Annotated in this window: 17 protein-coding genes; 7 read left to right on the top strand and 10 right to left on the bottom strand. The window is 67.3% G+C overall.

Annotation, left to right across the window (positions count from 1 at the left end):
• Positions 1-94: 94 nt before the first annotated feature.
• From phnX to NGK62_RS01790, 3 genes are read right to left on the bottom strand one after another with little or no spacing between them, the layout of a single operon-like run.
• A complete protein-coding gene (phnX, locus tag NGK62_RS01780) occupies positions 95-916 on the bottom strand; it encodes a phosphonoacetaldehyde hydrolase (RefSeq protein ID WP_251877202.1) in 822 nt (273 codons plus the stop codon).
• 23 nt (positions 917-939) lie between these two features.
• Positions 940-2,706 carry a putative 2-aminoethylphosphonate ABC transporter permease subunit gene (locus NGK62_RS01785; protein WP_251877204.1) on the bottom strand — a complete coding sequence of 589 codons (1,767 nt, stop codon included), beginning with the start codon at positions 2,704-2,706 and terminating at the stop codon, positions 940-942.
• A gap of 7 nt (positions 2,707-2,713) precedes the next feature.
• Entirely contained in the window at positions 2,714-3,787 is a 1,074-nt protein-coding gene (locus tag NGK62_RS01790; RefSeq protein WP_118933358.1) for a putative 2-aminoethylphosphonate ABC transporter ATP-binding protein, read from the bottom strand.
• A 146-nt stretch (positions 3,788-3,933) separates the two neighbouring features.
• Here NGK62_RS01790 and NGK62_RS01795 point away from each other — a divergent pair, with 146 nt between their 5' ends.
• Positions 3,934-4,797, top strand: a complete 864-nt coding sequence (locus NGK62_RS01795) for a LysR family transcriptional regulator (RefSeq protein WP_059379260.1) — start codon at positions 3,934-3,936, stop codon at positions 4,795-4,797.
• Positions 4,798-4,835: 38 nt separating this feature from the next.
• The gene (locus NGK62_RS01800) at positions 4,836-5,405 is read left to right on the top strand and encodes a phosphonate degradation HD-domain oxygenase (protein ID WP_054451012.1); all 570 of its coding nucleotides are present in this window, start codon (positions 4,836-4,838) and stop codon (positions 5,403-5,405) included.
• On the opposite strand, the gene NGK62_RS01805 is transcribed toward NGK62_RS01800, so the two are convergent.
• Positions 5,383-6,615, bottom strand: coding sequence for an MFS transporter (locus NGK62_RS01805; RefSeq protein ID WP_251877206.1), 1,233 nt, complete (start codon positions 6,613-6,615; stop codon positions 5,383-5,385). The two genes, NGK62_RS01800 and NGK62_RS01805, sit on opposite strands and share 23 nt — an antisense overlap.
• Before the next feature lie 116 nt (positions 6,616-6,731).
• Between NGK62_RS01805 and NGK62_RS01810 the strand changes: the two genes are divergently transcribed.
• Positions 6,732-7,664 (top strand): LysR family transcriptional regulator, encoded by a 933-nt coding sequence (locus NGK62_RS01810; RefSeq protein WP_059379261.1) that lies wholly within the window; start codon positions 6,732-6,734, stop codon positions 7,662-7,664.
• On the opposite strand, the gene NGK62_RS01815 is transcribed toward NGK62_RS01810, so the two are convergent.
• Entirely contained in the window at positions 7,658-8,512 is an 855-nt protein-coding gene (locus tag NGK62_RS01815) for a sulfurtransferase (protein WP_251877208.1), read from the bottom strand. The genes NGK62_RS01810 and NGK62_RS01815 overlap by 7 nt on opposite strands.
• A gap of 37 nt (positions 8,513-8,549) precedes the next feature.
• A complete protein-coding gene (locus tag NGK62_RS01820) occupies positions 8,550-9,404 on the bottom strand; it encodes a DMT family transporter (protein WP_054451009.1) in 855 nt (284 codons plus the stop codon).
• Between the two features lie 151 nt (positions 9,405-9,555).
• Between NGK62_RS01820 and htpX the strand changes: the two genes are divergently transcribed.
• Positions 9,556-10,437, top strand: a complete 882-nt coding sequence (htpX, locus tag NGK62_RS01825; RefSeq protein ID WP_251877210.1) for a protease HtpX — start codon at positions 9,556-9,558, stop codon at positions 10,435-10,437.
• A 232-nt stretch (positions 10,438-10,669) separates the two neighbouring features.
• On the top strand, positions 10,670-11,797 hold the full coding sequence (locus NGK62_RS01830) for a lactonase family protein (RefSeq protein ID WP_251877212.1): 1,128 nt from the start codon (positions 10,670-10,672) through the stop codon (positions 11,795-11,797).
• 40 nt (positions 11,798-11,837) lie between these two features.
• Here NGK62_RS01830 and NGK62_RS01835 read toward each other — a convergent pair whose 3' ends face one another.
• A complete protein-coding gene (locus NGK62_RS01835) occupies positions 11,838-13,229 on the bottom strand; it encodes an L-serine ammonia-lyase (protein WP_059379339.1) in 1,392 nt (463 codons plus the stop codon).
• Positions 13,230-13,402: 173 nt separating this feature from the next.
• On the opposite strand from NGK62_RS01835, the gene NGK62_RS01840 reads away from it, so the two are divergent.
• Positions 13,403-15,064: a Na/Pi cotransporter family protein gene (locus NGK62_RS01840; RefSeq protein ID WP_059379264.1), complete on the top strand. Its 1,662-nt coding sequence runs from the start codon at positions 13,403-13,405 to the stop codon at positions 15,062-15,064.
• A 78-nt stretch (positions 15,065-15,142) separates the two neighbouring features.
• Here NGK62_RS01840 and NGK62_RS01845 read toward each other — a convergent pair whose 3' ends face one another.
• From NGK62_RS01845 to polA, 3 genes are all read right to left on the bottom strand, one after another.
• Positions 15,143-15,931 (bottom strand): dienelactone hydrolase family protein, encoded by a 789-nt coding sequence (locus NGK62_RS01845; protein ID WP_251877214.1) that lies wholly within the window; start codon positions 15,929-15,931, stop codon positions 15,143-15,145.
• A gap of 72 nt (positions 15,932-16,003) precedes the next feature.
• On the bottom strand, positions 16,004-16,843 hold the full coding sequence (locus NGK62_RS01850; RefSeq protein WP_059379265.1) for a ZIP family metal transporter: 840 nt from the start codon (positions 16,841-16,843) through the stop codon (positions 16,004-16,006).
• A gap of 117 nt (positions 16,844-16,960) precedes the next feature.
• A complete protein-coding gene (gene polA, locus NGK62_RS01855; RefSeq protein ID WP_059379266.1) occupies positions 16,961-19,678 on the bottom strand; it encodes a DNA polymerase I in 2,718 nt (905 codons plus the stop codon).
• Between polA and NGK62_RS01860 the strand changes: the two genes are divergently transcribed.
• A complete protein-coding gene (locus NGK62_RS01860; protein WP_444861182.1) occupies positions 19,677-20,369 on the top strand; it encodes an LOG family protein in 693 nt (230 codons plus the stop codon). The two genes, polA and NGK62_RS01860, sit on opposite strands and share 2 nt — an antisense overlap.
• Positions 20,370-20,479 lie beyond the last annotated feature (110 nt).

Here is a 20,479-nt window from a genome sequence, read left to right on the forward strand (position 1 = left end):
AAGTACTCCGTGGGTAGGCGGAAAAAGGCTGAGGGAAGCCCCCAGGGCTGGCGCGAACCGGCCCCGGCAAGCGATGCAGACAGGTGGTTGAGGGTTAAGGGCGCTGGCCTGCGGACAAGCGGGATTCGATGTCGGCGATCACGCCAGGCAGGTCGGCGACGGTGTCGATCAGGTAGTGCGGCGCGGCGGGCGACAGCTCCAGGCTGGCGGCGGTGCGGGCCTTCTGGCGGCCTGCGTCGTCCAGGCTCAGGTATTCCTCCAGCGTCAGGCCGGCGGCGTTGCCCGACAGCAGCAGGCCCACGGTCCACATGCCGGCGCGGCGTCCTTCTTCGATGCCGGGCGCGGTGTCGTCGACCTTGACGCAGGCGGCGACGTCGGACAGGCCGAGTTCGACCACGTTCTTCAGCGCCATCGCGGGCGCCGGCCGCGCGCGCGGCACGTCGTCGCTGGCGACGATGCAATCGGGTTCCAGGCCTTCGGAGGCGGCGCGTTCGACCACGCGGCGCATGACGCTGGCGGGATAGCCCGAGCACGAGCCGATCTTCAGGCCGCGCTGGCGCAGGGCGCGCAGCAACTCGGCCGCGCCGGGGATAGCCGCCGAATACTGGGCGACCTTGTCCAGCTGCATCGGCAGGAAGCGCTCATAGATGGCGGTCACGTCGTCATCGGTGGGCAAGCGGCCGAACTGGGCCTGGTACTGGCTGGCGATCACGGGATCGTTGCAAAGCGTGCGGATGTGGTCCCACTTGCCCATGCCCATGGGGCCGCGGGCCTGCGCCAGCGACATCTCCACGCCGAACTGCGAGAACGCGTCCACGAACACCTTGGTGGGCGCGAAGGAGCCGAAGTCGACCAGCGTGCCGGCCCAGTCGAAAATCACCGCTTCCAGGCGGACGGGCAAAGGCGAAACAGTCATGAGGGTCTTCCTTGAAAAATCGTTCAATGGGCCGCGGGGCGGCGCCAGGCCTGGCTGCGCGCCACCAGTGCGCGGCTGGCCAGGTGCAGGACCAGGGCGGCCGCGGCCGAACTGGCCATGATCACGGTGCACATGGCGGCGGCAGGACCGATGAAGCCGGCGTCGTCCATGTTCAGCACCGCGACCGCGGCCAGCACCGTCGACGGGCTGTACAGGAACACGACCGCGGACACCGTGGTCATGGCGGAGACAAACAGATAGCGAGCCACGTCCAGCGCCGCCGGCAGGCACATCGGCAATGTCACGCGGACAAAGGTCGTCAGGCGCGGCACCTTGAGCGACGCGGAGGCCGCCTCGAATTCGGGGTCCAGCGCGTTGAGCGCGGTGGCGGCGGTGAGGTGCGCGCTGGTGTAGAAGTGGACGATGGTGCACAGGACCAGGAGCGGCATGGTGCCGTACAGCAGGTTCAGCGGGTTCGACAGGCTGTTGAAGAAGAAGATGTAGCCCAGGCCCAGCACCAGGCCGGGTACGGCCATGGGCATCAGCGCCAGCATGCCGACCATGCCGCGCAGACCTCGCGTGAGCGAGCTGCGGGCAGGCACTTTTTCCATCATCCATGCGCCGGCGAAGACCACGGCCGTGCCGGCCAGGGCGGTGCAGAACGCCAGTTGCAGGCTGTTGCGCCAGGCCAGCCAGCCGCCGCCGTCCATATTGTCGAAGTCGTACGAACGCAGCGACATCGAAAGGTTGTAGGGCCACATCTTCACGAAGGACGCCCACACCGCCACGCCGATGATCAGCAGCAGGAACGCCGCCAGCACGCCGGCCAGCGCCAGGAACGCGGCATCGCGGCGGCGGTTGACGCCGGCGGCATAGGGCTGGGCCCGGCCGCTCAGCTGGGCGCCCTGGCGGGCGCGCAGCCGCCGGTCCAGGGCGAAGGTCAGGATCGCGGGAAGCAGCAGCAGGATGCCGATGGCCGCGCCCTTGGGAAAGTTCTGCTGGCCGACCACGGCCTTGTAGGCTTCCATCGCCAGCACGTTGTAGTCGCCGCCCACGACCTTGGGCACGCCGAAGTCGGTCACCGTCAGCGTGAACACCACGCAGCAGGCCGAAAACACGGCGTAGCGGGTGCCCGGCAGGGTCACCGTCAGGAAGGTGCGCCAGGGGCCGGCGCCCATGGCGCGCGCGGCGTCATAAAGACGGCCATCGGCCAGCGCCAGGCCGGTCAGCAGAATCATCAGCGCGTGCGGGAAGGTATAGAAAGCCTCGCCCACGACGATGCCCCAGAAACCGTAGATGGTCGCGCCGCCCGTCAGGCTCTTGAGCAGGCCCTGGTTGCCCAGCAGGTACACCAGCGCGATGCCCGGCAGCAGCGACGGCGCCAGCAGCGGCAGCAAGGCGACGGTGCGCAGCAGGCCCTTGCCCGGCAAGCGCGTGCGGGTCAGGCCGTAGGCGAATCCGTACGCGCAGGGCACGACCAGCAGCGTCGTCACGATGCCCACCGCGAGGCTGCGCGCGACCATGGCCATGAAGCCGTCGCCGCCGATGATGTCCGCAAGCACCGACAGCCCGGCCCAGGCGCCGTCGCTGTCGGTCACGGACTTGAGCAAGATGGCGGCCAAGGGCAGTGCCAGGAACAGCAGCAGGCCCAGCGCCAGGGCGCCCTGCCCGGCGGCCAGGCCGAAGGCGCCAACCCAGGCCGGCAGCGGGCGGCGGCCCAGCGCTGGCGCAGGCGCCGGCGTTGCGAAGTTTCCAGCTGCCGGCGCGGCGGCGTTGGAGGAACGGGTCATGGCCGGATCAAGCGTAGGCGCGTATCGCATGGCGCGGCAGCTCCACCCAGCAGCGGCTGGCGGCGTGAGGGCCCAGCAGGGCGTCTCCGATTTCAGGGGACACGATGGAATGCACCGTGCTGCCGGGTACGCCCTCAAGGCGCAGGGCCAGGCGATAGCCGCGGCCGAGGAACACGCCGTCCAGCACATCGGCCAGCATGGCGTTGGGCTGGTCCGGGCGCGCGGTGCTGACGCGCACGGCTTCCGGGCGCACGAACAGCTTGCCGCTGGCGGCATCCAGCGCCTCATCCACGGCCAGCTCCTGGCGTCCGACACGGGCGCGGTGCGCATCCAGGCGCTCGAACGGCAGCCAGTTCGCCTCGCCCACGAAATCGGCGATGAAGGCCGAGCCGGGTTGGCGGTAGAGTTCGCGCGGCGTGCCGTACTGCTCGATGATCCCGCCATTCATGACGGCGATGCGGTCGGCCATCACCATGGCCTCTTCCTGATCGTGCGTGACCATCAGCGTGGTGATGGAAAGGCGCTTTTGCAAGGCCCGCAGCTCGATGCGCAGATGCTCGCGCACGCGGGCGTCCAGCGCCGACATGGGCTCGTCCAGCAGCAGCAGGGACGGCGACGGCGCCAGCGCGCGCGCCAGGGCCACGCGCTGCTGCTGCCCGCCAGAGATCTGTCCCGGGTATTTATCCGCCGCGCCCGCCAGGCCGACCAGCGTCAGCATTTCCTCGACGCGGTTGGCGACGTGGTTGCGGTGGGCGCGCTTGCCGCTCAGGCCGTAGGCCACGTTCTGGGCCACGGTCAGGTTGGGAAACAGCGCGTACGACTGGAACAGGATGCCGTAGTCGCGCGCCTGCGGTTCGGCGTGCGAGATGTCGCGCCCGGACAGGACGATGGTGCCGCTGTCCTGGCGTTCCAGGCCGGCGATGGCGCGCAGCAAGGTGGTCTTGCCGCAGCCCGAGGGGCCCAGCAGGCACACCAGCTCCCCGGCGCGGATGTCGAGCGAGACGTCCGACAGCGCGGTATGGCTGCCAAAGCGCTTCACTAGATGCCTGACAGAGAGAAATGCGGTATCGCGTTCGGCCATGGGGCCTCCGGTTTGGGAACGAAGGCAGTATGGAAGACGCGTATTGAGTGTTTATGACACTTCGCGCAAATGCAGTAATAAAAACATCAAATTATTTTGGTGTACTGGCGGTCTTGCGCATTGCGCCCTATTCCGCCCCCTGCACCGTGCTTGTCGCCGAACTCAAATCCTTCTATGCCGTGGCCCGCTGCGGCACCGTCACCAAGGCCGCCGCCCAGCTGGGCGTCAGCCAGCCCACGGTGACCGGGCAATTGCGCCAGCTGGAGTCGCGTTACGGCGTCGAACTGTTCCACCGCCAGGGGCGCGGCATGCGCCTGTCGGACGCGGGCCACAGCCTGATGCCCATGGTGGAAAAACTGGTCCAGCAGGAAACCGAGATCGACTTCCGCCTGCGCGACGCCAGCGACCTGCGCGAAGGCAATCTGCGCATCGGCGCCACCGGCCCCTACTACATCATGGACACGGTGCGCGCCTACAACCAGCGCTACCCGGGCATAGATCTGACGCTGGCTATCGGCAACTCGCAAAGCATGCTCCAGGCGCTGCATGACTATCGCATCGAGATTGCCACGTCGTCGTTTCTGATGGATGACAAGCACCTGTACCGGCGCATGATCGCCGCCGACCCCATCCGGGTCGTGGCGCATCGCGACCATCCCCTGGCGCGCCGCGGCCGGGTCCGACTGGCCGACCTGGCCGACCACGCGCTGTTGTTGCGCGAACCCGGCTCCATGACGCGGCAACTGACGGAGGACGCCTTGCTGGCGGCTGGCGTCACGGTGCGCCGCACGCTGGAAATCGGCAGCCGTGAATCCATCCGCCAAGCCACCCTGTGCGGCCTGGGAATCAGCCTGATCCCCTCGCGCGAGATCCCTTCCCATCCCGACCTGGCGGCCCTGGACATCGAGGGCGCCGACATCGTGATGCACGAATACCTGTACTGCCTGCGCGAGCGCCAACCGGTGCAGTTGATCGCGCGCTTTCTGGAGATGGCGCCAGCCGCCGGCTGAGCGCCGCCCTCCCCTATGCGGCCACCCAGGAGACAACCATGGCCTTGACCTTGCAAGATATCGAGCAGATTTTCCTGGAGCGCGGACACCGCTCCTATGACGGCGAATCCGTCAGCCACCTGCGGCACGCGCTGCAGACCGCGGCGCTGGCGGAACGCAACGGCGCCGGCGCCCATCTGATCACCGCCAGCCTGCTGCACGACCTGGGCCATCTCATCGCCGACCGGCCCGGCACGCCCACGCTGCGCGGCATCGACGACAAGCACCAGTACTTCGTCCTGCCCTTCCTGCGCGGCCTGTTCAGCTCGGCGGTGCTGGATCCGATCCGGCTGCATGTGGAAGCCAAGCGCTACCTCTGCTATGTGGAACCGCAATATGAAGCGTCGCTCTCGGAGGATTCGAAACGCAGCCTGGCGCTGCAGGGGGGCAGTTTCGATGCGAGCCAGGCGGTGGAATTCGCGAGCATGCCGGGCGCGCCGGATGCGATCCGCCTGAGGCGGTGGGACGACATGGCCAAGGTTCCGGGGCTGGCGACGCCGCCCCTGGACCATTTCCTGGAAATCGCCGAGAGCATCTCGGGGCGGGTCAAGCTGGCTGCCATCTGGTAGGACTGGCGGGAAAGCCATGCGTCCTGGCGGCGCAGACGACCGCCAGCGTCGCCGCCAGCAGCGCCAGCAGGGCCGGCACGAACGCGCCCACGCCCAGGCGTTCGAGCAACGCGCCGCCAACGATGCCGCCCGCGGCAATCGCCGTGTTCCACGCGGTCACCAGCATCGACTGCGCCACGTCCGCGGCGTCGCCCGCCGTCTTGGCCAGCGCGGTCTGGAACAGCGTCGGCGAACCGCCGAACGCCACGCCCCAAGCCCCCACCGACAGATAAAGCATGGCCGGCATGCCGCCCGCGATACCCAGCGCCAACGCGGCCAGGCCGAACAGGGCGACGCAAGCCAAAGTCAGCACCCGCAAATGGCGGTCGATCAACGTCCCGACCAGCCAGATCCCGGCCAGGGAACTGAGTCCGAACACCAGCAGCACCAGCTCGGTGCTTGCGGCCATGCCCAGCGATGCCAGGAACGGTGCGATGTAGATGTAAAGAATGTTGTGCGCGAGGACGAACGCCAGCACCGCGAACAGCACCGGACGCACGCCGGGCAGCAGGAAGACATGCCGCAGCGGCAGTTGCTTGCCCCGGGCCTGTCCCGCAAAGTCCGGCACCCGCAAGCGCACCCAGACCATCAGCAACACTGCCAGCGCGCTCATGATGCCAAAGCCGATGCGCCACCCCCACAGCGCCCCAAGAAAAGTTCCGGCAGGCACGCCCAGCGACAGCGCCAGCGGCGCGCCCAGCATCGCCACCGCGATCGCGCGGCCCTGCTGATGTGCGGGCACCATGCGCGCGGCGTAGCCCGCCAGCAGCGCCCACAACAATCCCGCCGACATGCCGGCCAGGAAGCGCGCGGCCAGGGTCAGCACATAGCTGAAAGACAACGCGGTCACTGTATTGGCCAGCACGAACCCGGCGATCGCCGCCAGCAGCAGCGGACGCCGCCGCACGCCCCGGGTCGCGGCGACCAGCGGGATCGCCGCCGCCAGCGACCCGATCGCATAGATGGTGACGGTCTGGCCGATACTGGCCTGGGACACGGCCAGGCCCTGCGCCATCTGCGGCAACAGCCCGGCCGGCAGCGCCTCGGTCAGGATGGTGATGAAGCCGGCCATCGCCAGCGCCAGCAAGGCGCCCAGCGGCAGCCGGTCGCGGCCGGCGGGGGGAAGCGCCGGCGCAGTGCGCGGACGCGGGGAATTCGTAGGTTTTTTCATCGCAGGCACCTCGGTTGCAGCTTGGTGCCGAGACGATATAGGCCCGGAGATTAAAGAAAAAGTAGGCTACATTTCCTTCTTCTGCGGAACCAGATGTCCGCAATCAAGGAAACCAGATGGATAGCCTCAATGGCTTTGTCGTGTTCGTGCAGGTTGCGGAAACGCGCAGCTTCGTCGCCGCCGGCAGGCTGCTGGGCGTGTCGGCATCCGCCATCGGCAAGAGCGTGGCGCGGTTGGAAGAAAAGCTGGGCGTGCGCCTGTTCCACCGCAGTACGCGCAGCGTCACCTTGACGGCCGAGGGCGCGCTGTTCCTGGAACGCAGCCGCCGCATCCTGGCCGAGATCGAAGCGGCCGAACTGGAGCTGTCGCAGGCCGCCGCCGCGCCCCGCGGACGCCTGCGCGTCAGCCTGCCGCTGGTCAGCGGACTGGTGCTGCCGGTGCTGGGCGAGTTCATGCGCGAGTATCCCGAGATCGAACTCGACCTGGATTTCACCGACCGGATGGTGGACGTGATCGAAGAAGGCTTCGATGCCGTGGTGCGCACGGGCGAACCCGCCGACTCGCGCCTGTCGGCGCGCCGCCTCGGCGCGTTCCAGATCCTGCTGGTCGCCTCCCCCGCCTACCTGGCCAGCCGCGGCACCCCCAAAACGCCGGCCGACCTGCTGCGCCATAGCTGCCTGCACTACCGCTTTCCCAGCAGCGGCAAGCTGGAGACTTGGGCTCTGCGGCAAGCCGAAGGCGAGCCAGAGCTGCAGCTGCCCGTCTCGATGATCTGCAACAACATCGAGACGCGCGCCTGCTTCGCGCTGCAAGGACTGGGTATTGCCTACCTGCCGGACTTCGCCATCCGCGAACCCTTGGCGGATGGCCGCCTGGTGCAGGTCCTGAAAGGCAAATCGGAGCGGACCAACGTCTTCCACATCCTGTGGCCTGCCAGCAAGCACCCGTCGCCGAAGGTCCGGGCGCTGGTGGACTTTCTGGGTGCCCGGGTATTCGCGGACGCCCGGGCGTCCAGGCCCGGGCATCAGGTCCAGGCGTCAGGTCACTGAGCGCCCGTGGCCACCGGGCGGGACGGATCGCTGCACCACTCGCTCCAGGAGCCCGGGTACAGGCGCGAACCGGACAAGCCCGCGATTTCCATGGACAGCAGGTTGTGGCAAGCCGTGATGCCCGAGCCGCACTGATGCACGATGGCCGCCGGATCGCGGCCGTCCAGCAGGCTGGCGAACTCCTCGCGCAACTGCGCGGCCGGCTTGAAACGGCCGTCGGCCTGAAGGTTCTCGCCGTTGGGACGGTTCAACGCGCCCGGAATGTGGCCGGCCACCGGGTCCATGGGCTCGACCTCGCCGCGGTAGCGGTTGGCCGCGCGCGCGTCGATCACGGTGAAGGCCGGACGGGCGATGTTGTCCAGCACCGCCTGCGCATCCACCGAACCCGCCAGCGAGGCGCCCGGCTCCACCGGCTGGCCCGCGCGCACGGCGGCGCCGGCTTCGGTCGTGGTCGGCAGGCCGGCCGCGGTCCAGGCCTGCCAGCCGCCGTCCAGCACCGCCACCTGGTCGTGGCCCAGCCAGCGCAACATCCACCACAGGTGCGCGGCGTACATGCCGCCGCTGGCGTCGTAGGCCACCACCAGGGTCTTGGGCGTCACGCCGTGGGCGGCCATGAGCGCGCCGAACGCGCCTCGCGACGGCAACGGATGACGGCCGTTCTTGCCGGTGCGGGCTGCGGACAGCTCGGTTTCGTGGTCCAGGTAGCGCGCGCCGGGGATGTGGCCCGCGTCATAGGCCTGACGGCCCGCCGCGTGGTTGGTCAGATCGTGGCGCACGTCGAACACGCGCACGTCCGGCGCATCCAGGCGCGCGGCCAGTTCGGCGGCGGAAATCAGGGTCATCGGCATTCGGTGTGCTCCTGTAAGGGTGTGGGGCGACCGCGGCTCAGGCCGGCTTCGGATCGCGCATGGTGCGCCAGATCGACAACAGGCCCGCGAAAATGATCAGGCCCATGCCGGCCCAGGCCAGGGCGTCCAGCTGTTCGCCCCAGAAGCCCATGCCCAGCAAGGCCGCGAAGATGATGGTGCTGTACTGCAGCGCCGCCGTCAGCAGCGCCGACCCCAGGCCGAAGGCGCGGGTCATGGCCAACTGGCCGAACAGGCCCGTCACCCCCACGCCCAGCAGCGACAGGTAGCCGGTCCAGTCGGCGTGTCCCCAGCCTTCGAACAGCAGTCCGGCCAGGCTGGACACGCAAACGGCCACGGAGAAGAACAGCACGGTGCGCCATTCAGGTTCACCAACCCGACCCAGCTGGCGGATCTGCATCATGGCGATGGCCGACATGGCACCTGCGGTCATCCCCAACAGGGCGGCCAGCCACTGGTCCTCGTTGATGCTGGGCCGCAGCACCGCGATCACGCCCAGGAACCCCAGCGCCACCGCCACGATGCGCACGGGGTCGCGCTGTGCGCCGCCCCAGCCCAGCATCCAGCAGGCGATGAACAGCGGCGCGGTGTAGTTCAGGCTGGTGGCGGTGGCCAGGGGCAGATGGGCGATGGCGAAAAAGCCCAGCCACATCGAGGTGACGCCGGACAGGTTGCGCCACAGGTGGAGTTTCCAGCTGACGGGAATGATGGACTGGCGGCCGGCGCGGGCCCAGATCAGCAGCAGGATGACCGACGGCAGTCCACGAAACAGAACGACTTGCGGCAGCGAGGCGCCGTGTTCGGTGCCGAGCTTCACGAACGAACCCATGATGGCGAACATGGCGGACGCCAGCAACATCCAGAGTGCCTGCATGGGGGTCTACGCTAAGGGAAAAGTGAAGAGGAATAAGGGAAAGCGATACTATACTCTCCGTCACCGGAAGCGGCGCCGCGAGTCGGGGAACTGGCGGCCCGCAGCAGTGTCGAATCCCGGCATATCCTGCTCGCAGAGGAACACAAAAAACATGAAACGCATTGTCCTGTTCGTCCTGACCAACCTGGCTGTCATGCTGGTGCTGTCGGCCACGCTGCGCATCCTGGGCGTGGACCGCTACATCACCGCCAACGGCCTGAACCTGAACGCCCTGTTGATCTTCTCGGTGGTGGTCGGCTTCACCGGCGCGATCATCTCGCTCCTGATCAGCAAGCCCATGGCCAAATGGAGCACCGGCGCCCAGGTGCTGGACCCGAACTCGCCCCGCAACCAGCGCGAAGCCTGGCTGGTCGACACCGTGCACCAACTGGCCGACCGCGCCGGCATCGGCCGCCCGGAAGTCGCCATCTATGATGGCGCCCCCAACGCCTTCGCCACCGGCGCCTTCAAGAACGACTCCCTGGTCGCGGTGTCCACCGGCCTCCTGGAAAGCATGAGCGAGGAAGAAGTCGCCGCCGTGCTGGCCCACGAAGTCGCGCACATCGCCAACGGCGACATGGTCACGCTGACGCTGATCCAGGGCGTGGTGAACACCTTCGTCGTGTTCCTGGCCCGCGTGGTCGGCTACTTCATCGACCGCGTAGTGTTCAAGAACGAACGCGGCATCGGCCCGGGCTACTACATCACCGTGCTGGTCTGTGAAATCATCTTCGGCGTGCTGGCCTCGATCATCGTGGCCTGGTTCTCGCGTCAGCGCGAATATCGGGCCGACGCCGGCTCGGCCCACCTGATGGGCGCCCGCGAACCCATGATCCGCGCCCTGGCCCGCCTGGGCGGCCTGGAACCGGGCGAGCTGCCCAAGTCCTTCGAGGCCTCGGGCATCACCGGCAAGGGCGGCCTGGCCGCGATGTTCGCCTCGCACCCGCCGATTCCGGCCCGCATCGCCGCGCTGCAGAATGCACGGGTGATCTAAGCCTTTCGCTCAGACGGGCCGCGCGCCCGTCACCCTGACTCGATGGCCCGCCTGCGCGGGCCATCGTCTTTTCCGGCTCCGTCCAAAAGAAAAACCGCCCCAAGGATGCGAGGCGGGCCCCCCGAGGACGATTGACGATCAGATATTCCTGCTTAAATGGGGTGGGGGCATAACTTCAGGGGCCTGGCGCCGGTCCTGGCCGTATGGATAGACGTGATGTCGAGGGCAGACCATGGCTGAATCGAATACGCACTCCCCGGCCCGCGGAACGGGCAGCTGGCTGATTGCCGTGGGCACGTATACGCGGCCGATGCCGCATGTGCATGGCATAGGGCGCGGCATCCACCTGCTGAGTTTCGACTCCGCGACGGCCGCGCTGCGTGAATTGCGGGTGCACAGCCACAGCGTCAATCCCTCTTACCTGTGCCATTCCGCGTCCCTCGGCCTGCTGTATGGCGTGAGCGAGCAGGAAGAAGGCGCCAGCATCGACGTCTACGCGGTCGACGACGCGGCCACGCTGCGGCACTTGCTCAATGTGCCTACCCCTGGCGCCAGCCCTTGCCACATCTGCCTGACCCCTGCGGCGGACCGCCTCTTCGTGTCCAACTATGGCAGCGGCGAACTCCTGAGCTACCGGCTCGACGGACAGGGGTTGCCCATCTCCCCGCCCGACATCATCGTGCGCCATGGCAGCGGTCCGCGCAGCGACCGCCAGGCGAGCCCCCATGTGCATTGCGCCCAGCCGACCCCGTCCGGCGATGCGGTCTACCTGTGTGACTTGGGTACCGACAGCGTCGCCCGCCATGCCCTGCGGGGCGCCACGCTGGATCTGCTCCCGGACCTGCAGCTGCAGATCGGACCAGGTTCCGGGCCGCGCCATCTGCGGCTGAATCCGGCCGGTACCCGCGCCTTCGTGCTCAACGAACTGTCCAATAGCGTGACCGTCGTTCAACTGCCCACGGCACGCAATCCCCGTGCACAGGCGCTCACCCGGATCGGCACGCTGCCCGCTGATTGGCACAACGCCAACTCCGCGTCCGCGCTCTGCCTGCATCCGAGCGGACGCTGGCTCTACGCGACCAACCGCGGCCACGACAGCATCGCGGGATTTCGGCTATTGGAATCCGCCCCGTGGCTTGAGCCGATAGGCTTGTGGCCCGCCGGCGGGCGCACGCCGCGCGACGCCGCCATCCCCCCGGACGGCGGCTTCCTGCTGGTCGCCAGCCAGGACGAACACCGCATTTCCTGCATGCGCATCGACCCGGACAGCGGCCAGCTGCAGCCTGCAGGCGTGCCGTTTGCCATTTCCTCGCCGGCCTGCGTTCTTCCCTTGCTTCGGAAAGGACCCCCAAGGCCATGACATCCGTTCGCCGCCCCGCATCGTCGTCACCCCGCCCCCGTCAGCACTCGACGATGTTCACCGCCAGCCCGCCGCGCGCGGTTTCCTTGTACTTGGTCTTCATGTCGGCGCCGGTTTCGCGCATGGTCTTGATGACGGAGTCCAGCGACACGTAGTGCTGGCCGTCGCCGCGCAGCGCCATGCGGGCAGCGTTCACGGCCTTGATGGAGGCCATGGCGTTGCGCTCGATACAGGGAATCTGAACCAGGCCGCCCACGGGGTCGCAGGTCAGGCCCAGGTTGTGCTCCATGCCGATCTCGGCCGCGTTCTCGACCTGTTCGACGGTGCCGCCCAGGGCGGCGGCCAGGCCGCCCGCCGCCATCGAGCAGGCCACGCCGACCTCGCCCTGGCAGCCGACCTCGGCGCCCGACAGCGAGGCGTTGTACTTGTAGAGCAAGCCCACGGCGGCCGCGGTCAGCAGGAAGTCGCGCACGCCTTCGCGGTTGGAACCGGGCACGAAGCGGTCGTAGTAATGCAGCACCGCCGGGATGATGCCGGCCGCGCCGTTGGTCGGCGCCGTCACGACGCGCCCGCCCGCGGCGTTCTCTTCGTTGACCGCCATGGCGTACAGATTGACCCAGTCCATCACGGACAGGGGATCGGACAGGGTGCGCTCGGCGCGCTGGGTCAGGTTGCGGTAGAGCTCGGGCGCGCGGCGGCGCACGCGCAAGGGGCCGGGCAGTTCGCCGTCCGCTTCCGGATAGTTGATGCCGCAGCCGCGCGACACGCAGTCCTGCATGACCTGCCAGATGCGGTCCAGCCCGGCATGCACCTCGGCCTCGTCGCGCCAGGTCAGCTCGTTCTTCATCATCAACTGCGCCACCGACAGGCCGCTCTCGCTGCACATGGCCATCAGTTCTCGACCCATGCGGAACGGGTACGGCAACTGGTCGTGCGCGGCGATGACCTGGCTGTTGGACGCGCCGGCCGTCACCACGAAGCCGCCCCCCACCGACAGGTAGCGGGCCTCGCGCAGCGATTCGCCATTGGCGTCAAAGGCGTGAAACTTCATGCCGTTAGGATGTTCCGCCATGGCTTCGCGGCGGTAGAACATCATGTGTTCCTTTTCGACGAAAGGAACCGGATAGCGTCCCAGCAGCGGCAATTGGCGGCTGGCCCGCACCGACGCGATCATGCCGGCGATGGCGGCGGGGTCGACGGTGTCGGGGGCTTCGCCCATCAGGCCCAGCAGCACGCCCTTGTCGGTGCCGTGGCCCTTGCCCGTGGCGCCCAGCGAGCCGTAGAGCTCGGCGCGCACCGTGGCCACGCTGGACATGAGTCCATCGCGCTCCAGGCCTTGCGCGAACAACAGGGCGGCCCGCATGGGGCCCACCGTATGGGAGCTAGACGGGCCTATGCCTATCTTGAACAGGTCGAATACGGAAACGGCCACGCAAAACTCCATTGCATCTGGGATTGATGAGGCAATGATACGCGTAGGCCAGCCCGCGCGCAGCAGGCCCGGCAAGCGTATCCTGTATTGCGGGGACAGGTTCCCCCGGCAGCGCCGCGCATGCGATCATTACAGAATTATTACTTGTCATAAAAGAATGGAAACACGCCAGGATGTCCGGACTCATTACCCTGCTTGACTTCGCCGGCTACGTCGCCCTGCTCCTCTGGGGCGTGCACATGGTCCAAACAGGCGTACAGCGCGCCTTCGGGGCCGCCCTGGGCGCGGCGTTGGGCAAGGCCCTGGGCACCCGGCTGCGGGCCTTCGCCGCCGGACTGGGCATTACCGCCGCGCTGCAGAGCAGCACCGCCACGGGCCTGATGATCACGGGCTTCGCGGCCGGCGGCGTCGTCGGCCTGGCGCCGGCCCTGGCCGCCATGCTGGGCGCCAACGTCGGCACCACGCTCATCGTCCAGTTGCTGTCCTTCGACCTGACCTCGCTCGCCCCCATCCTGATCCTCGCGGGCGTGTGGATGTTCCGCCGCTACCCGCCCGGCCGCACGCGCGACCTCGGCCGCGTCTTCATCGGCCTGGGGCTGCTGCTGCTATCGCTGCACCAACTGGTCGAACTGTTCCAGCCTTTCCAGACCGCGCCCATGCTGGGCATGATCCTGGACGCGCTGTCGACCCAGCCGGTGGCCACCGTGCTGCTGGCAGCCGCCTTCACCTGGGCGGCGCATTCCAGCGTGGCCGTGGTGGTGCTGGTCATGTCGCTGGCCAGCCATCACATGGTGGCGCCGCACGTCGCGTTTGCGCTGGTGCTGGGGGCCAACCTCGGCACCGCCATCAACCCCATGATCGAAGGCGTGACCGGGGACGATCCCGCCGCCCGCCGCCTGCCCCTGGGCAACCTGCTGACACGGGTGCTGGGCGTGCTGGCCGGCCTGATCCTGCTGCCCTATCTGCAGCCCATGATGAGCGACCTGGCGTCCGACCCGGCCCGCGCGGTGGCCAACTTCCACACCCTGTTCAACGCCGTCATCGCCCTGGTGTTCCTGCCGCTGCTGACGCCCTACGCCGCCCTGCTGACCCGCTGGCTACCCAAGCGCGCGGATCCGAACGACCCGTCGCGCCCCCAGTACCTGGATGAATGGGCCCATGACGTGCCGGCCGTGGCCCTGGGCAACGCCGCGCGCGAAGCCCTGCGCATGGCCGACATGCTGCAGACCCTGCTGCTCTACGCCCGCGCCGGCTTCAAGCGCGACAACCGCCACCGCATGGTGCAGGCGCGCCAGCTGGACGCCGCGCTGGACAAGCTGGAAAACGCCATCACCACCTACCTGGCCACCCTGGACCAGGAGAACATGACGCGCGAGGACATCCAGCGCCTGGACGCCATCCTGGCGTTCACCAGCAATATCGGCCACGCCGGCGACATCGCCAACCACGGTCTGCTCAGCCACATTTCCAAGCTGCGCAAGCAGGGCTGGGTCTTCTCTCCAGAACAGCGCGCCAGCCTGGACGACACGCTGGGCCAGCTCATCGCCAACCAGCGCACCGCCGCCGCCCTGTTCGTCAACGACGACCTGCGCCAGGCCCGCGCGCTGGCAGGAGAAAAGGCCCGCTTCCGCTCGATCGAGACCAATGCGGCGGACACGCACCTGCAGAAAATCAAAGGGGGCGAGGTCGACGCCGCCGAGGTGGGCGCGCTCTACCTGGATATCCTGCGCGACATGAAGGGCATCAACTCCCATCTGGTCGGCGCGGCGGCCTATCCCCTGCTGGCGCGCCACGGCGAACTGCTGCCCAGCCGCTTGCGCGAAGCGGGGAACTGAGCGGAACGAAAAAGCCGACCTTATGTGGTCGGCTTTTTTCAACTGGGCTCCCGGGCAGTTTTCACTGCCCCCCGCATCCTACAAATAGCGCTTGAACCACTCCAGCATGCGCTTCCAGCCGTCCCGCGCGGCCTCGGCCTTGTAGCTGGCGCGGTAGTCCGCCAGGAAGGCGTGGTCGGCCTCGGGATACACCACGAACTCCGAGCGCCGGGCGTTGTCGTTGCCGGCGGCCAGCTTGGATTTCATGGTTTCGACGTCGGCCAGCGGGATGCTGGCGTCCTTGCCGCCGTACAGGCCCAGCACCGGCGCGTGCAACTCGTTGACCACGTCGAAGGCAAAGCGCTTGATCAGCGGGCCATGGCCCACGCTGAGCTTGCCGTACCAGGCCACCGCCGCCTTCACGTCGGGATTGTGGGCGGCGTACATCCAGGTCAGGCGGCCGCCCCAGCAAAAGCCGGTCACCGCCACGCGCTTGGGATCGCCGCCATGCGCGGCGGCCCAGGCCACGCTGGCGTCCAGGTCGGCAAAGACCTGCTCGTCCAGCACCTTGCTGACCAGTTCGGCGATGAGTTTCGGGATGTCGGTATAGACCGAGGCGTCGCCCTGGCGCTCGTAGAGATTGGCGGCGACGGCAAGGTAGCCGGCCTTGGCGACCCGGCGGCACAGGTCCTTGATGTGCTCGTGCACGCCGAAGATCTCCTGCACCACCAGCACGATGGGCAGGTCGCGCTTGCCTTCGGGCGCGGCGTAATAGGCGGCGATCGTGCCGTCGGCCACGGGCAGCTTGAAATCCCCGTGGACCAGGCCCTGGGTGTCCGTGTGGATCACGGTGGGCGCGACATTGCCGGCTGCGGCGGAAAAACTCATGAAGAACTCCTGTGTAGGGATGATCGACCAAGCCGGATATCCCGCCAGCGCCTGCATGGCCTCGCGCCGATCCTAATGCCGGTGGCCATGCTCCGCTTGCGGCGCGGCCAGGCCGGCTTCGGCCTCGTGGTCGTGCCCGTGGTGCATGACCGTGGTGACGCTGTAGATCAGCGCCACGCCCACGCCGACCAGCAGCAATTGCGGGACGGCATCGGCCAGGGATACCCGTTCGTGCATCTGCGGCATCAGGTCGGCCACCGAGATATAGAGGAAGCTGCTGGCTGCAACCACCAGGACATACGGCACCCATTGCTGCGCCTGCTGCAGCACGAAGTACCCTATTATGCCGCCCACGGCTGAACACAAGCTGGTGAAGAGGATCAGCGAAAAGGCGCGGCGGCGCGCCAGGCCCGCGTTGAGCAGCACCACGAAGTCGCCCAGCTTGTGCGGCACTTCATGAATGATGATGGACGCCGCGGTCAGCACGCCCAGCAGGGGGTCGGTCAGGAACGCCGCCGCCACCAGCACCCCGTCGCATAGATTGTGCAGCGAACTGCCGATCAGGATCAGCACGCCGCCGCGGCCCGCCTCGTGGCGGTCATGTCCCTTGTGGTGGTGATGGCCGTCGCCCTCGTGGTGATGGCTGTGGCGCAGCAGCGCGATCTTCTCCAGCACGAAAAACCCGATCAGCGACGCCAGCATCAGGCCGAACAGCACGTGGGCATCGCCCACCCCGGTCTCGAAGGCCTCGGGCAGCAGGTGCAGCAGCGCCACCGACAGCAGCACCCCCACCGACAGGCTGACCATATGGTGCAGGTATTGCGCGAAGACCTTGTAGGCCAGCCAGCTGGCGACAAGGACGGCGATAAGCCCGCCGGTGACGGTGGCGAGCAAGATCCAGAGCAGCAACATTTTTGGGGGGACGCTTTAAGGCGGAGGGAAGCGAAACATTATATTGTTTCAATACCAAAAACGGAAATGGGCTGCCCGAAGGCAGCCCATGTGTCTTGGGACGGGGTGATTCCGGCCCTAGTGGGCCTGCTCCCAGTTCTTGCCCATGCCGACTTCCGCCACCAGCGGCACGCGCAGTTCCGCAACGTTGCACATGAGGCGCGGCAACGCTTCCTTGACCAGCTCCAGCTCGGCGTCGGGCGCTTCCAGCACCAGTTCGTCGTGCACCTGCATGATCATGCGCGTCTGCAGCTGTTCGGCTTCCAGCCAGTCCTGCACCGCCACCATGGCCATCTTGATCAGGTCGGCCGCCGTGCCCTGCATGGGCGCGTTGATGGCCGCGCGTTCGGCCGCCTGGCGGCGCGGACCCGAGGCGCCGCGGATTTCCGGCAGCTGCAGGCGGCGCCCGAAGACGGTTTCCACGTAGCCCTGTTCGCGCGCGCGGCGGCGGGTATCGTCCATGTACATCGCCACGCCGGGATAGCGGGCGAAATAGCGGTCGATGTAGGCCTGGGCGGCATCGCGCGTGATGCCCAGGTTGGACGCCAGGCCGAACACCCCCATGCCGTAGATCAGGCCGAAGTTGATGGCCTTGGCGGCGCGGCGCTGATCGGTGGAGACGTCGGCCAGCGCCACGCCGAACACTTCGGAGGCGGTAGCGCGGTGGATGTCCTCGCCCGCCGCGAAGGCGCGCTGCAGGTTGGCGTCGTCCGACACGTGCGCCATGATGCGCAGCTCGATCTGGGAATAGTCCGCCGACAGCAGCATGCCCTGCTCGGCGATGAACGCCTCGCGCACGCGCCGGCCGGCTTCGGTGCGCACCGGAATGTTCTGCAGGTTGGGATCGGACGAGGCCAGGCGGCCGGTGATCACCGCGGCCTGCGAATAGTGCGTGTGCACCCGCCCCGTGTCCGGGTTGATCATGCGCGGCAGCTTGTCCGTATAGGTGGACTTCAGCTTGGACAGGCCGCGGTACTCCAGCAGCACCTGCGGCAGCGGATAGTCCAGCGCCAGCTTGCTCAGCACCTCTTCGTCGGTGGATGGCGCGCCGCTGGCGGTCTTGCGCACCACCGGCAGCTGCATGCGGCCGAACAGGATCTCGCCCAGCTGCTTGGGGGAATTCAGGTTGAAGGGTTGGCCTGCCAACTCATAGGCCTTCTGTTCGAGCTGCAGCATCTCCTGGCCCAGCTTGTGGCTCTGGCGGCCGAGTTCCGCGGCATCCACCTTGACGCCGTTGCGCTCGACCGTGGTCAGCACCGAGGACACCTGCATTTCCAGCAGATAGATGCGGTTCAGGCCTGCGTCGGCGGCCACCATCGGGCGCAGCACCTGGTGCAGCTGCAAGGTGAAGTCCGAATCTTCGGCGGCGTAATGGCCGGCCTTGTCCACCGCCACTTCGTCAAAGCCGATCTGCTTGGCGCCCTTGCCGCAGAGGTCCTCGTAGGACACGCCGCTGCGGCCCAGATAGCGTTGGGCCAGGTCATTCAGGCCCACGCCGCGGTGCGATTCCAGCACATAGGCCTGCAGCATCGTGTCTTCGGCGATGCCGGCCAGCTTGATGCCTTCGTTGGCGAACACGTGCGCGTCGTACTTGGCGTGGTGCAGCAGCTTGGCGCGGGACGCGTCTTCCAGCCAGGGCTTCAGGCGCGCCAGCACCTCGGCCTTGGGCAGCTGCGGCGCATTGTCCGGGCCGCGGTGCGCAACCGGGATGTAGCACGCCACGCCGGGCGCCACCGCCAGCGACATGCCCACCATCCTGGCCTGCATTTCGTCCAGCGAGGTGGTCTCGGTGTCCACCGCGACCAGGGGCGCATCCTTCAGCTTTTCCATCCAGGCGTCGAACGCGGCCCAATCGGAAATGATCTGATAATCCAGTTCCACCGGCGCGGCTGGCGCCTCGTGCGCGACGCGGGCGTCGCCCGTGGGCACACGCTCGGCGTCGCCAGTCAGATCGCGCAGCCAGGTGCGGAAACCATAGCGTTCATAAAGTTCGGTCAGCGTCGCGTCGTCGCGCGGACGCGGCGTCAGGTCGTCCACGCTGTCCACATGGCCGGCCAGGTCGCAGTCGTACTTCACGGTCAGCAATTGGCGCGTCAGCGGGAAGTTGGGAATGGCCTCGCGCAGGTTGCTGCCCGCCACGCCCTTGACGCCTTCCGCGCCTTCCACCAGCTTGTCTATCGAGCCGAATTCCGTAAGCCATTTGACCGCCGTCTTCGGGCCCACCTTGGTCACGCCGGGAACGTTGTCCACCGCGTCCCCCACCAGCATCAGGTAATCCACGATGCGGTCGGGCGGCACGCCGAACTTGTTGACCACGCCGGGCTCGTCCAGCACTTCGCCGGTCATGGTGTTGACCAGGGTGACGTGGCTGTTGACCAGTTGCGCCAGGTCCTTGTCGCCGGTGGACACGATGGTGTGCACGTCATGCTCGGCGGCGCGCTTGGCCAGGGTGCCGATCACATCGTCGGCCTCGACCCCTTCGATGGCCAGCACCGGCCAGCCCAGCGCGCGCACGGCGCGGTGGATGGGTTCGATCTGCGCGGCCAGGTCTTCAGGCATGGGCGGGCGATGCGACTTGTATTCCGGATAGAGATCGTCACGGAAGGTCTTGCCGCGGGCATCGAAAATACATGCGGCATACTCTGCCTTATGATCAGAGACAAGTTTGCGCAGCATATTCACCACGCCGTAAAGCGCCCCCGTGGGTTCGCCTTGCGCGTTGCGCAAATCAGGCATAGCGTGGAAAGCGCGGTACAAGTAACTTGAACCGTCGACCAGTAATAAGGTTTTTTTCATGGTTACAAAGGCAGATATGGCAATAGCTGCGGAAACACCCGCCAACAAACAAATTCCGCTGATTATGTCAGAGATACGGACGGCGGCAGACAAGCTCGCGAACATCGGGCCTGCTGTCAGCGTCTTCGGCAGTGCACGAGTCAGCCGTAATTCCCCCCACTATGAAACCACCGTCGCAATTTCCGCCGCGCTGGCCGACGCCGGTTTCGCGGTGATCGCCGGCGGCGGTCCCGGCATCATGGAGGCAGCCAACAAGGGCGCGTTCGAAGCAGGCGGCACCAGCATCGGTCTGAACATCAGCCTGCCCCACGAAGCGCACAACAACGAATACCAAACCATCAGCCTGTCATTCGAGTATTTTTTCTCGCGCAAGGCAACCTTCTTCATGCACAGCTTCGCCTATGTGGCGATGCCTGGCGGCTTCGGCACCCTGGATGAACTCTTCGAAGCGTTGACGCTCATCCAGACGGGCAAGGTCCCGCCCGCTCCCATCGTGCTGGTGGGCAGCGAGTACTGGTCCGGACTGGTCGAATGGCTGGGCGGCCAGGTGCTGGCCAACGGCATGATAGGCGCGCACGACCTGGATCTCTTCATCATCGAGGACGATCCCATGAAGGTGGTGCGCAAGGTGGTGGAATTCCACGCCAAGGTCATTTCGGACGCGCAATACGCGCCGTCCCTGCCGGCCTGAAATCGTATGTAGCTTGAGGCCCCGCGGCGCCGCCTCCCTCGGGCGGCAGCAAGCGCGCAAAGCGCGTGCGGCGTGGGGGTCCGCGCCGCCGCCAGGCCGCCCTAAGGCGG

The organism is Achromobacter sp. Marseille-Q4954 (assembly GCF_943737025.1).
Lineage (GTDB): Bacteria > Pseudomonadota > Gammaproteobacteria > Burkholderiales > Burkholderiaceae_B > Achromobacter > Achromobacter bronchisepticus_A.

What these genes read in the sequence shown, in the direction of transcription:
- phnX (WP_251877202.1), bottom strand. Translation starts at nt 916, where the DNA reads ATGACTGTTTCGCCTTTGCCCGTCCGCCTGGAAGCGGTGATTTTCGAC.
- NGK62_RS01785 (WP_251877204.1), bottom strand. Translation starts at nt 2,706, where the DNA reads ATGACCCGTTCCTCCAACGCCGCCGCGCCGGCAGCTGGAAACTTCGCA.
- NGK62_RS01790 (WP_118933358.1), bottom strand. Translation starts at nt 3,787, where the DNA reads ATGGCCGAACGCGATACCGCATTTCTCTCTGTCAGGCATCTAGTGAAG.
- NGK62_RS01800 (WP_054451012.1), top strand. Translation starts at nt 4,836, where the DNA reads ATGGCCTTGACCTTGCAAGATATCGAGCAGATTTTCCTGGAGCGCGGA.
- NGK62_RS01805 (WP_251877206.1), bottom strand. Translation starts at nt 6,615, where the DNA reads ATGAAAAAACCTACGAATTCCCCGCGTCCGCGCACTGCGCCGGCGCTT.
- NGK62_RS01810 (WP_059379261.1), top strand. Translation starts at nt 6,732, where the DNA reads ATGGATAGCCTCAATGGCTTTGTCGTGTTCGTGCAGGTTGCGGAAACG.
- NGK62_RS01815 (WP_251877208.1), bottom strand. Translation starts at nt 8,512, where the DNA reads ATGCCGATGACCCTGATTTCCGCCGCCGAACTGGCCGCGCGCCTGGAT.
- NGK62_RS01820 (WP_054451009.1), bottom strand. Translation starts at nt 9,404, where the DNA reads ATGCAGGCACTCTGGATGTTGCTGGCGTCCGCCATGTTCGCCATCATG.
- htpX (WP_251877210.1), top strand. Translation starts at nt 9,556, where the DNA reads ATGAAACGCATTGTCCTGTTCGTCCTGACCAACCTGGCTGTCATGCTG.
- NGK62_RS01830 (WP_251877212.1), top strand. Translation starts at nt 10,670, where the DNA reads ATGGCTGAATCGAATACGCACTCCCCGGCCCGCGGAACGGGCAGCTGG.
- NGK62_RS01840 (WP_059379264.1), top strand. Translation starts at nt 13,403, where the DNA reads ATGTCCGGACTCATTACCCTGCTTGACTTCGCCGGCTACGTCGCCCTG.
- NGK62_RS01845 (WP_251877214.1), bottom strand. Translation starts at nt 15,931, where the DNA reads ATGAGTTTTTCCGCCGCAGCCGGCAATGTCGCGCCCACCGTGATCCAC.
- NGK62_RS01850 (WP_059379265.1), bottom strand. Translation starts at nt 16,843, where the DNA reads ATGTTGCTGCTCTGGATCTTGCTCGCCACCGTCACCGGCGGGCTTATC.
- NGK62_RS01860 (WP_444861182.1), top strand. Translation starts at nt 19,677, where the DNA reads ATGGTTACAAAGGCAGATATGGCAATAGCTGCGGAAACACCCGCCAAC.
- polA (WP_059379266.1), bottom strand. Translation starts at nt 19,678, where the DNA reads ATGAAAAAAACCTTATTACTGGTCGACGGTTCAAGTTACTTGTACCGC.